Origin of the sequence: Mesorhizobium sp. M7A.F.Ca.US.002.01.1.1, assembly GCF_004022955.1 — a bacterium.
Classification (GTDB): domain Bacteria; phylum Pseudomonadota; class Alphaproteobacteria; order Rhizobiales; family Rhizobiaceae; genus Mesorhizobium; species Mesorhizobium ciceri.
In genome coordinates this window covers 1-1603 of the sequence record NZ_RZQE01000811.1, presented here as the reverse complement: position 1 = coordinate 1603, position 1603 = coordinate 1, and the positions used below count along the sequence as shown (strand labels likewise).

Genomic DNA, 1603 nt, shown 5'->3' with positions numbered 1-1603 from the left:
GGACAATTTGATAGGGCGCAATCGTCAACACCAGCGCCGCTGCCGATTTGAGCGCCAGCCGGCAACAACGGGTCGTGAAACGGGTCGTGACCGATCTGTGCATTCTGATCTCCGACGACTGAGTCCGGCGCGCCCCACCCCAACGTTGCAGTGCAACCAACATTGCCGAAAGACGCGGCGCCCGGAAGCGACCTCCGACCGTTGCGGTTGTCAACCAGGACCATTGCAAGCGCAAGGTTGGACTAAAGTCCCAAGTATATGCTACATTAGCTTCGCATGAACGGCGCCGTGACCGCCATCGCTAAACGGGAGACTGGCTTTCCCGATGCCTGACGACGGCAGACGCCGAACATCAAGTCACCTCCGCCGGGGGCGGCGGAGGTGACTTGTCGAGGGTGCAGTTGCCCGTTGATCTGTTTTTTGCAAACGACTGATGTCGTCCGCCGTCGCGGGATGCGCGGCCAAGATGCCGCCTAAGGTCTCCTTTCATCTCGAACCGGCGATTCTGGAGCAGTTCACGGTCTGCGGGAATGCTTAGCCAGCGCTGCGCGCAATGCCTGTCGCGTCTGAAAGGTCTCCCGATGTCACGAAAATGTGATCCGGCGATTATAAGGGGGTCAAACAGGTACCCACGCTCCAGCCAATCCAACAGCCAGAGGCAAGCCATGACTGACCTTCGCTCCCCCGACACCCGATTCCGCACCAGCCTGCTCGAGGAAAACGACGGCCCGGCCATCAACGCTTCCGACAACCGCACCATGGGCGAGATCATCGCCGCGCGGTTCTCGCGCCGCGGCTTCCTCAAGGGTTCGCTGGCTGTCTCGGCCATCGCCGCCACCGTCAGCCCGCTGGCGCTGATCAGCGCCGACGAGGCCCGGGCCGCTGAAGGCTCGGCCTTCACGTTCGACGAACTCGAGGCCGGCATCGACGACAAGCACCACGTCGCGCCGGGTTACGATGCCGATGTGCTGCTGCGCTGGGGCGATCCGCTGTTTGCCGATTCGCCCGACTTCGACCCGACGAAACAGTCGGCCGAGGCCCAGGCGAAACAGTTCGGCTACAACAACGATTATGTCGGCTACATCCCCATCGACGGCTCGGCCGAACATGGCCTGCTGGTGGTCAACCACGAATACACCAATCCGCATCTGATGTTCCCGGGCATCGTGAAGATCGTCCAGAAGGACGGCAAGAAGTCGGCCGAAGTCGCACCCCTCTCGAAGGAGCAGGTCGATGTCGAGATGGCAGCTCACGGCGGCACCATCGTCGAGATCCGCAAGACATCAGGCAAATGGCAGGTGGTGCGCGACGGCAAGCTCAATCGCCGCATCACCTCCAACACCGAAATGGCGCTGTCCGGTCCGGTTGCCGGCCATGACCGCGTCAAGACCAATGCCGATCCGTCCGGCACCAAGGTGTTCGGCACGTTCAACAATTGCGCCGGCGGCGTCACGCCCTGGGGCACCTATGTGATGGCCGAGGAGAACATCCATGGCTATTTCTCCGGCGAGTTGCCGGAAGGCCACAAGGAAGCCGCGAACTACAAGCGTCTCGGCATTCCCGAAGGCGCCTATGAATGGGCGGCGCATTACGAGCGTTTCGA

General features: G+C 61.8%; 1 protein-coding gene. It reads left to right on the top strand.

What is annotated here, in order from left to right:
* Positions 1-665: 665 nt before the first annotated feature.
* The coding region (locus tag EN932_RS35705) for an alkaline phosphatase PhoX (RefSeq protein WP_128369499.1) at positions 666-1603 on the top strand (938 nt) is incomplete at its 3' end.